General features: G+C 60.2%; 9 protein-coding genes. 1 reads left to right on the forward strand and 8 read right to left on the reverse strand.

Annotated features, from left to right (window positions below; genetic code table 11):
- Positions 1-234 precede the first annotated feature (234 nt).
- The 8 genes from M3I56_RS39865 to M3I56_RS39900 all read right to left on the reverse strand — a co-directional run bounded on the left by M3I56_RS39865 (position 235) and on the right by M3I56_RS39900 (position 7,791).
- Complete coding sequence (locus M3I56_RS39865; RefSeq protein WP_254358543.1) at positions 235-1,125, reverse strand: triacylglycerol lipase; 891 nt, start codon at positions 1,123-1,125, stop codon at positions 235-237.
- Positions 1,126-1,871: 746 nt separating this feature from the next.
- Positions 1,872-3,173: a citrate synthase gene (gene gltA / locus M3I56_RS39870; RefSeq protein WP_254358544.1), complete on the reverse strand. Its 1,302-nt coding sequence runs from the start codon at positions 3,171-3,173 to the stop codon at positions 1,872-1,874.
- 89 nt (positions 3,174-3,262) lie between these two features.
- The gene (locus tag M3I56_RS39875) at positions 3,263-3,529 is read right to left on the reverse strand and encodes a succinate dehydrogenase assembly factor 2 (protein ID WP_028202905.1); all 267 of its coding nucleotides are present in this window, start codon (positions 3,527-3,529) and stop codon (positions 3,263-3,265) included.
- Positions 3,530-3,544: 15 nt separating this feature from the next.
- Positions 3,545-4,246, reverse strand: a complete 702-nt coding sequence (locus M3I56_RS39880) for a succinate dehydrogenase iron-sulfur subunit (RefSeq protein WP_028202904.1) — start codon at positions 4,244-4,246, stop codon at positions 3,545-3,547.
- Positions 4,247-4,274: 28 nt separating this feature from the next.
- Positions 4,275-6,050, reverse strand: a complete 1,776-nt coding sequence (sdhA, locus tag M3I56_RS39885; RefSeq protein ID WP_254358545.1) for a succinate dehydrogenase flavoprotein subunit — start codon at positions 6,048-6,050, stop codon at positions 4,275-4,277.
- Positions 6,051-6,054: 4 nt separating this feature from the next.
- Entirely contained in the window at positions 6,055-6,423 is a 369-nt protein-coding gene (gene sdhD / locus M3I56_RS39890) for a succinate dehydrogenase, hydrophobic membrane anchor protein (RefSeq protein WP_028202902.1), read from the reverse strand.
- Positions 6,424-6,426: 3 nt separating this feature from the next.
- Positions 6,427-6,843, reverse strand: a complete 417-nt coding sequence (sdhC, locus tag M3I56_RS39895) for a succinate dehydrogenase, cytochrome b556 subunit (protein WP_254358546.1) — start codon at positions 6,841-6,843, stop codon at positions 6,427-6,429.
- Positions 6,844-6,993: 150 nt separating this feature from the next.
- A complete protein-coding gene (locus tag M3I56_RS39900; RefSeq protein ID WP_035512539.1) occupies positions 6,994-7,791 on the reverse strand; it encodes a GntR family transcriptional regulator in 798 nt (265 codons plus the stop codon).
- Between the two features lie 602 nt (positions 7,792-8,393).
- Here M3I56_RS39900 and M3I56_RS39905 point away from each other — a divergent pair.
- Positions 8,394-9,380 (forward strand): malate dehydrogenase, encoded by a 987-nt coding sequence (locus M3I56_RS39905; RefSeq protein ID WP_254337501.1) that lies wholly within the window; start codon positions 8,394-8,396, stop codon positions 9,378-9,380.
- The last annotated feature ends 149 nt before the right edge of the window (positions 9,381-9,529 follow it).

Genomic DNA, 9,529 nt, shown 5'->3' on the forward strand with positions numbered 1-9,529 from the left:
CAGGACGGAAGCGGTGTCGCCGGCCGCTACCGTGCAACGGCTGGGAGCACGTACGCCATCACCGAGTGACAGCTTCCAGTTCTTTTCGCCCAATTCAAAGGCGACAAACAGCCTGCCGGTGATCGCGGTGTCCTGTGCTTGCAGGGTTCTCTCGGGTGCGTCCATTTGCGTGCTCCTTCCGGGAAACGGTCCAGATAAACCGTTTTACTCCTGGGGGCTTACGCGGGCTGTCCCTCATAGTATCTGAAGTGGTCCAGGTGACTGAGCAAAGACCGCAGTCATCTCGGCAGCATTGGCACCCAAAGCAATCCCGACTGGCATCTCGGTGCCGCTTTTCACACGCTTGTACGCAGTAGCCGATCCAGTTGCTGGCATCACCGCGTGCAATATTCCAAGGATATTGGCGTTGCCACCCATTTTTTCCGAATACCACCGTGAAACGAGGCCACCCATTGAATGGGTCACTAAAATAACGTAGTCGCATTGCTTGCGTTGGCTTCGGTAGTAATTCTGAAATTCGTTAATCTTCTCGCTCAATCGATTGGTGGAATCGGCGTTCGACTGCAACCAGTTGTATCCGACCGCGTGTACCGGCAAATGATATTTATAAGAAAGCGCCACCTCGTCATAGGAAAGCGGAGCGATCCCCGGGACTGGATCGCGCAAGTCTTTCATCAGTGTCGCTCGCCACCCGTTCTTGCAGGTATCCGCGTCGTTTAGAGCATTTTCAAGCCACGGCAGGAATGTCCCGTAGCTCATGTTGGCAACCTCGCCCCAACCCCGACGACGCAACTCAGCATCCGAAAGTCGTGTGCCTGCCGGTAGCGCACCTCCGCTATAAACCAAAGTATTTACTGGATCGAGTTTCAACTTGCGCTTCTCTGGTCCTCGACTACCCCATTCCTTCAAGACGCTCCAGGTGGTGTTTGCGAGCCATACTGGCCTCTGGCTTAAATCCATCAAATTTGTACCCATCACGCCCGGGACAAGGATGACCGGAATCACGCGATTTGGGATCATGTAACACACCGCGGTGCTGTCATCTGGAGGAGACGTAACAGAGATGTAGTGCGCGGAGCCATCGTCCGCGACCCTTACCGGGATAATACGTTCGTTCGTGGCCATGCAACTGCACTCCGTTTGTTCTTAATTCGAGAAACCAAGAAGCGGATGAATCACAATCACGACGACCAAAATTCATTAATCCGTTGCGCTCAATTTATCGAGCTTTTGTGAACGAATACTGAAAATGAATTCCGAAAAATCGAGAGCCGGACAAATAGACTCTCTTTGTCATTTCAGAAGGTTACGGCGCCGAGCTTGAGATCGCTGGCGTCATGATGCGATAGCCATTTCGAGCGCCAATCATGTGTGACGCTCGCCATTTTGCACCCCTGCTAGCTGGCATGCGCGGTACAGTTGATCTCAATTCACAAAAATCTGACGCAGGCCAATCTTTCACATTTCCATGTGATCTGAAATTCGAATATAAGACTAGTCTGATTTAACACCTGTCGAACAGGTCAAACTAAGATCGAATCTCACAATACGCCAACGAAGCTTAACCATAGAAAGCCAAGGTCTGCTCAACCTGTCACTTTGCCACTGTTTCTTTATATTTAATTATGAGCATGCCTCAGTTATACAAAGAAACAGCTCACCGTCCACCTGCTCCGCGATTCCGCCCACTGCCCCCAACATCAATTCGCTCTCACAACCCTCGTACTCGTCCCCCGGCTTCCTTGATACCGCGTAACAGGTCTACCGCTCATTTGCCAAAGCAAACGCCCCGACGGGCGATAACCCGTCGGGGCGTTTGCATGACTGCTTGCATGCTGCGCACCTGGCGCGCAGCACGGCAAAAGCGAAGCTTAGCGCTGCGCGATCGGCTTCGCTTCGCGCGGCGTTTCGCCGATGAACAGCTGGCGCGGACGGCCGATCTTCTGCTCGGGGTCGGCGATCATCTCGTTCCATTGCGCGATCCAGCCCACCGTACGTGCCATCGCGAAGATACACGTGAACATCGAGGTCGGGATGCCCAGCGCGCGCTGCACGATACCCGAGTAGAAGTCGACGTTCGGGTACAGCTTGCGCGACACGAAGTATTCGTCTTCCAGCGCGATCTTTTCGAGCTGCATGGCGAGCTTGAAGAGCGGATCGTCGTGCAGACCAAGTTCGTTCAGCACTTCGTAGCACGTTTCGCGCATGAGCTTCGCACGCGGATCGTAGTTCTTGTACACGCGGTGGCCGAAGCCCATCAGCTTCACGCCCGAGTTCTTGTCCTTCACCTGCTTGATGAACTCAGGGATGTTGTCCGGCGAGCCGATCTGTTCGAGCATGTTCAGCGCGGCTTCGTTCGCACCGCCGTGCGCCGGGCCCCACAGACAGGCGATACCTGCGGCGATACACGCGAACGGGTTCGCGCCCGACGAGCCAGCCAGACGCACCGTCGAGGTCGAAGCGTTCTGCTCGTGGTCAGCGTGCAGGATGAGGATACGGTCGAGCGCGCGCACGAGCACGTCGTTGACCTTGTACTCTTCGCACGGGTTCGAGAACATCATGCGCATGAAGTTCGCGCTGTACGACAGATTGTTCTGCGGGTACACGAACGGCTGGCCGATCGAGTACTTGTAAGCCATGGCGACGAGCGTCGGCAGCTTCGCGATCATGCGGATCGCCGAAACTTCACGGTGCTTCGGGTTGTTGATGTCGAGCGAGTCGTGATAGAACGCCGACAGCGCGCCGACTGCGGCGACGAGGATCGCCATCGGATGTGCGTCACGGCGGAAGCCGCGGAAGAAGAACTGCATTTGCTCGTGAACCATCGTGTGCTGCGTGACGGTCTTCACGAACTCTTCCTTCTGCGCCGCGTTCGGCAGTTCGCCGCGGTACAGCAGGTAGCAGGTTTCGAGGAAGTCGGCGTTTTGCGCGAGGTTGTCGATCGGGTAGCCGCGGTACAGCAGCTCGCCCTTGTCGCCGTCGATATACGTGATCGCCGAGTTGCACGACGCCGTCGACATGAAGCCAGGGTCGTACGTGAACTTGCCGGTCTGACCGTACAGTTTGCGGATGTCGATCACATCGGGGCCCATGGTGCCCTTGTAGATCGGCATTTCGACGCTCGGCGAATTGTCGCTGAACGATAGCGTGGCTTTTACATCAGACGGGGTCATAGCACATCCTCAATCGAAGATAAACACGGGATTCGATAGTTTTGTACGTCCGGAGCGGCGACAGTCCACATCACTGCGCGCCGCCGCGCTCAGACGTTCCGAAGCAGCTCCAGCACCCGCTTCACGTCCGGGTCGGCAAGGTCGCCTTCCGGTTCCTTGCGCGCGAGCAGCAAGTCCATCAGGTCGTTATCGCTCAGCTCGAGCAGGCGCGTGAGGGCACCCACGTCGGCGTCGCTGAGTTCATGCTCATAGCGCTCGAAAAACCGCTCAAAAATCAGATCATTTTCGAGCAGGCCGCGCCGCGCGCGCCAGCGAAGGCGCGCGCGGCGATGAGGGTCAGACTGGTGCGATTCCATTTCAGAACAGCAACATCAAACCGCGCGGCGGAACATCAGTTCCTTGATCTTGCCGATCGCCTTCGTCGGGTTCAGGCCCTTCGGGCAAACGTCGACGCAGTTCATGATCGTATGGCAACGGAACAGACGGTACGGGTCCTCGAGGTTGTCGAGGCGCTCGCCGGTCGCTTCGTCGCGGCTGTCCGCGATGAAGCGGTAAGCCTGCAGCAGACCTGCCGGGCCGACGAACTTGTCCGGGTTCCACCAGAAGCTCGGGCACGAGGTCGAGCAGCTTGCGCACAGAATACACTCGTACAGGCCGTCGAGTTCGTCACGCTGCTCAGGCGACTGCAGACGCTCCTTCTCGGGCGGCGGCGTGTCGTTGATCAGGTACGGCTTGATCGAGTGGTACTGGTTGAAGAACTGCGTGAAGTCGCAGATCAGGTCGCGCACGACGGGCAGGCCCGGCAGCGGACGCAGCACGATCTTCGCCGGCAGGTCGTTCAGGTTCGTGAGGCACGCGAGACCGTTCTTGCCGTTGATGTTCATGGCGTCCGAACCGCACACGCCTTCACGGCACGAACGGCGGAACGACAGCGTTTCGTCCACTTCCTTGAGCTTGAGCAGCGCGTCGAGCAGCATGCGCTCGTGCGTGAGTTCCAGCTCGTACGTTTGCATGCGCGGCGCCGCGTCCTTGTCCGGGTCGTAGCGATAGACTTCAAAAATGCGTTTGGCCATTTCCAATTCCTTTTGACTGGCGTGTGCCTTAGAACGTACGCGCCTTCGGCGGCACGGACTCGACGGTCAGCGGTTGCATGTGGACCGGCTTGTATTCGAGTCGGTCGCCTTCGCTGAACCAGAGCGTATGGCGCAGCCAGTTTTCGTCGTCGCGGTGTTCGTAGTCGCTCTGTGCGTGCGCACCACGGCTTTCCTTGCGGGCTTCAGCCGAAACCATCGTTGCGCGCGCAACTTCGACCAGGTTCGCCACTTCGAGCGCTTCCACGCGCGCCGTGTTGAACACCTTCGACTTGTCCTTCAGGTGGATGTGCTTCGCGCGCTCAGCGATCTGCGCGATGTCCTTCACGCCGTCTTCCAGCAGCTTCGAGGTGCGGAACACGCCTGCGTGCTTCTGCATCGAGCCGCGGATGTCGTTCGCGACGCTTTGCGCGTACTCGCCCGAAGTCGACTTGTCGAGCTCGGCGAGGCGCGAGAGCGCGAAGTCGGCGGCGTCGGCCGGCAGCGGCTTGTGATCGCGCAGCTCCTTGACGTGCTTGACGATGTGGTTGCCAGCCGCACGGCCGAACACCACGAGGTCGAGCAGCGAGTTCGTGCCCAGACGGTTTGCGCCGTGCACCGAGACGCACGAGCATTCGCCCACGGCGTAGAAGCCGTTGACGACTTCTTCGTGACCCTTCGGCGTGCCAACGACCTGGCCGTTGATGTTCGTCGGGATGCCGCCCATCTGGTAATGGATGGTCGGCACGACCGGGATCGGCTCCTTGATACAGTCCACGTTCGCGAACTTGAGCGCGATTTCGCGGATCGACGGCAGACGCTTCATGATCGTCTCGGCGCCGATGTGCGAGAGGTCGAGCAGCACGTGGTCCTTGTGCGGACCCACGCCGCGGCCTTCCTTGATTTCCTGGTCCATCGAACGCGAAACGAAGTCGCGCGGCGCCAGGTCCTTCAGGGTCGGCGCGTAACGCTCCATGAAGCGCTCGCCGTTCGAGTTACGCAGAATGCCGCCTTCGCCGCGCACGCCTTCCGTGATCAGCACGCCCGCGCCGGCCACGCCGGTCGGGTGGAACTGCCAGAACTCCATGTCTTGCAGCGCGATGCCCGAACGGGCCGCCATGCCAAGGCCGTCACCGGTGTTGATGAACGCGTTGGTCGATGCCGCGAAGATCCGGCCCGCGCCGCCCGTGGCGAACAGTGTGGTCTTGCCTTCGAGGATATAGACGTCCCCCGTTTCCATTTCGAGCGCGGTCACGCCGAGCACGTCGCCTTCGGCGTCGCGAATCAGGTCCAGCGCCATCCATTCGACGAAGAACGTGGTCTTCGCCGCAACGTTCTGCTGGTACAGCGTGTGCAGCAGCGCGTGACCGGTACGGTCAGCAGCAGCACAGGCGCGCTGGACCGGCTTCTCGCCGTAGTTGGCCGTGTGGCCGCCGAACGGGCGCTGGTAGATCGTGCCGTCCGCATTACGGTCGAACGGCATGCCCATGTGTTCCAGTTCGTAGACAGCGTTCGGTGCTTCACGGCACATGAACTCGATCGCGTCCTGGTCACCGAGCCAGTCGGAGCCCTTGATCGTGTCGTAGAAGTGGTAGTGCCAGTTGTCTTCGCTCATGTTGCCGAGCGAGGCGCCGATGCCGCCCTGCGCCGCCACCGTGTGCGAACGCGTGGGGAACACCTTCGAGAGCACACAAACCGACAGGCCGGCGCGCGCGAGTTGCAGCGAAGCGCGCATCCCCGAGCCGCCAGCACCGACGATGACCACGTCGAACTTGCGACGCGGCAATGAATTCTTGATTGCAGCCATTCTTTTACACTCTCCAGAGAATCTGAGCGGCGTAGCCGAGGCTGCCCAGCAGCCATGCGATCGTGAGGACGTCCAGCGTGATGCGCAGGCCGACCGGCTTGATGTAGTCCATCCAGATGTCACGCACGCCAACCCACGCGTGCAGGAACAGCGCGATCAGGGTGACGAACGTCGCGAGCTTCATCCACTGCGCGGCGAAGATCGAGGCCCAGCCGTCATACGAGAAGTCGTGCGCGCCGAAGAACAGGACGAGCAGCACGATCGTGTAGATCGCCATGATCACGGCGGTGGCGCGTTGCGCGATCCAGTCGCGAATGCCGTAGTGAGCGCCGACGACAAGGCGCTTCGGACCGATACCGTTTTTAGCCGACATTTTTTAGAACGCTCCGAAGAGTTTTGCCGCAAAGGCGATCGTGAGGACCGTGGAGATGATCACGACGACCAGGGAGGTCGACTTGCCTTTTTCCTTGCTCACAAGGCTATGGTTGAAGTCCATGCACAGGTGACGCACGCCAGCGCAGAAGTGAAACAGGAACGCCCATCCGAGGACCAGCACGATGAGCTTGACGATGATGTTCGAGAGGAAGCCCTTGAATACCTCGAAGCTCAGCTCCGAAGTGAGGCTCTGGTCCAACAGGAACAAGATGAAAGGCAGGAACAGGAACAACAACACACCGCTGATGCGGTGGCCGATCGACACACGACCGGCCAGAGGCAGGCGGTATGCGAACAATATCTGCCCAAGCCCGATGTTCCGGTATTCCGGCCTCGGTTTTTTTGCGGCTTCTGCCATGCTAGACCCCTACTATGTGTTAACACTAATTCGCAATTTTAGCGCCTTTTTATATCGCGCTGCAGCGAAATCCACGTCGGGTACGGCTGGTGGTGCGCGCAAGCAAAGGCACTCTGGGGAAGGGCTCCGCGCCTTTCGCGCGGTCGCCCGTCAACTCAAATCATTCTGATAGTAGTACCCGGTTGTGACATACCATCCGCGGCGCACCTCGACCGGCCGGTCTCCATAGGTATAGGACACGCGCTCGACCGATAGCAAAGGAAAACCTGCGGGCACTTTGAGAAGGTCGGCCACCGTAGGCTCCGCGGCCACGGCGCGGATCTTCTCGGTCGCACGAATCATGCGCGTGCCGAATTCCGCCTCGAACATGGCGTAGAGCGGGCCTTTGTACTCGGCAAGGCGCTCGCTCGTGAGCCCGCGGAACACACCGCCGGGCAGCCAGATCTCGTCGAGCACGGTGCTTTCGCCGTCGAACTGCAGCAGACGCCGGATCAGCACCACCGGGTCCGAGGGCTTGAGGTCGAGCTGGCGCGCGATCTCGGCCGAAGCGCGCAGGCGCCGGCACTCGAGCAGCCTGCTCACGTGCGGGTGCTCCGCGCCGTCATCGGCGAGTAATCTAAGAAAGCGAAACTGGGCGCGTTCTTCGTTGTGCGTTGCAACAAACGTGCCCTTGCCCTGACGGCGCACCAGCAGATTGTCGGCAGCCAGTTCGTCGATCGCCTTGCGCACGGTCCCCTGGCTCACCTTGTAACGGGCGGCCAGTTCGACTTCGCTGGGGATGATTTCGCCGGGCTTCCATTCGCCGGACTCGAGGCTCTGTGTAATGAGCCCCTTGATCTGCTGGTACAGCGGACTGAAGGTGGGGGACGGTGGAACCGCGGGCGCAGACGCTGGAGCCCCGCTCTCGGGAGCGGTGGAATTCGCGTTGCTGGCCGGGTTTGCACTCATGGCGCGCATTTCAACATAAACCCCCCTACGCATCAAGCATTTTGCCTGCAATAGTTATGTCTTATATAAGACATAAGATACTGTTGACTTTGACCCTGACGACTCCTACACTCCCGATCGAGCAAGGGTTTGCGGGCGGGCTGCATGCTAATTTCAGGACATGAAACCGGCATGACGAAGAGGAGCCGCCGGCTGCATCCACCTCGTGGCGAATGCGCCGCGAGCCGCCTTGCACGATGCTGTTCCCTCACGCAGTAAACGCAGTAGAGGTTTCGATCCGCCCAGCCGGCACGCGTGAGTCGTTGCGCGCCGCGCGTCTGTGGGAGAGCCCGAGCGAGCTGTTGCAGGAGTCGGCACACGCGAAGCGGCCAGCGTCTGGTGTCCCTTGAAGGGCGCCCCGTTCACCTCTTGCCATGTTGCACAGGTTACCGGCACGGCGGTCCGCGCCGGCGGCGCACGCTTCACGGCTTGTCAGTCATGGTTGTTCCAGTGAAGCGCGCACGCCGGCGAGAAAGACCGCCTGTTTCAGCTACGCTTCGTGTATCGCGCATATAGAATGGCGTTTTACCCTGGCGTCTAACGCATCTTCCTGGAGATTTTCAATGGCTAAGCCCGCAAAGCGCGTTGCCGTCACCGGCGCCGCAGGTCAGATCGCTTACTCCCTGCTGTTCCGCATTGCGAATGGCGACCTGCTCGGCAAGGATCAGCCCGTCATCCTGCAACTGCTCGACCTGCCGCAGGCGCAAGCCGCCGTCAAGGGCGTCGTGATGGAACTCGACGACTGCGCATTCCCGCTGCTGGCGGGCGTGGTCATCACCGACGATCCGAAGGTCGCGTTCAAGGACGCCGACGTCGCCCTGCTGGTTGGCGCACGTCCGCGCTCGAAGGGCATGGAACGCAAGGACCTGCTCTCGGCCAACGCCGAAATCTTCACGGTTCAGGGCAAGGCGCTGAACGACGTCGCCAGCCGCGACGTGAAGGTGCTGGTGGTCGGCAACCCGGCCAACACGAACGCCTACATCGCCATGAAGTCAGCTCCGGACCTGCCGAAGAAGAACTTCACCGCCATGCTGCGTCTGGACCACAACCGCGCGCTCTCGCAACTGGCCGCCAAGTCGGGCAAGCCGGTCGCTTCGATCGAGAAGCTCGCCGTGTGGGGCAACCACTCGCCGACGATGTACCCCGACTTCCGTGTCGCAACGGCGGAAGGCCAGTCGCTGACCAAGCTGATCAACGACGACGAATGGAACCGCAACACGTTCATCCCGACGGTCGGCAAGCGCGGCGCGGCGATCATCGAAGCGCGCGGCCTCTCGTCGGCAGCATCGGCCGCCAACGCAGCGATCGACCACGTGCGTGACTGGGTCCTCGGCACGAACGGCAAGTGGGTCACGATGGGTATCCCGTCGGACGGCTCGTACGGCATTCCCGAAGACATCATCTACGGCGTGCCGGTGACCTGCGAAAACGGCGAATACAAGCGCGTGGAAGGCCTCGAAATCGACGCATTCTCGCGCGAGAAGATGGACGGCACGCTCAACGAGTTGCTCGAAGAGCGCGAAGGCGTGGCTCACCTGCTCGGCAAGTAAGCCAACTGTACGAACGGAACGCGCGATTGACGCCCGTTCCGTTCTGCTTGATGGGTACGCGGGGCAGCCTCCGTGACCCGGCCCGCGCGGCCCGTTCCATGCGGGCCGCCCTCGGCGGGCCCGGCTATGCGCCCCCCCCTGGGCGGGCC

The sequence above is a fragment of the Paraburkholderia sp. CNPSo 3281 genome (assembly GCF_024206515.1).
Lineage (GTDB): Bacteria > Pseudomonadota > Gammaproteobacteria > Burkholderiales > Burkholderiaceae > Paraburkholderia > Paraburkholderia nodosa.